Origin of the sequence: Pseudomonas persica (genome assembly GCF_900291015.1) — a bacterium.
Lineage (GTDB): Bacteria > Pseudomonadota > Gammaproteobacteria > Pseudomonadales > Pseudomonadaceae > Aquipseudomonas.
Genome location: NZ_OLKL01000094.1, coordinates 1 through 287, shown reverse-complemented (window position 1 = coordinate 287; position 287 = coordinate 1). Strand labels below are relative to the sequence as shown.

Annotated in this window: 1 protein-coding gene; it reads right to left on the bottom strand. The window is 62.4% G+C overall.

Annotation, left to right across the window (positions count from 1 at the left end):
- A partial coding sequence (locus tag FQ664_RS27350) for an immunoglobulin-like domain-containing protein (RefSeq protein WP_178091070.1) occupies positions 1–287 on the bottom strand: 287 nt, incomplete at both ends.

Below are 287 nucleotides of genomic sequence, written 5' to 3'. Positions count from 1 at the left end.
ACGCTTGGCGAAGCGGTCAGGGTGGCGGTGGTGACATCGACCGAATCATTGATGGTGGTCTGAGCCGGGGTCGGGTTCGGCGTCAGTTGCTCGAAGTTGCCGCCGGTAGCACCGGTAATCGTGGTGCTGACGGTCGAGCCATTGTTGTAGACGTCGTTGGCCGGGGTCTCGAAATCAACACTGCCCTGGGTCTTGCCCGCCTCAACGGTGATGGTCTGGCCGTTGGACAGGGTCACGGTCACCGGCGACTGGGCCGGATTGCTCAGGGTCACGGTGTAGGTGATCAC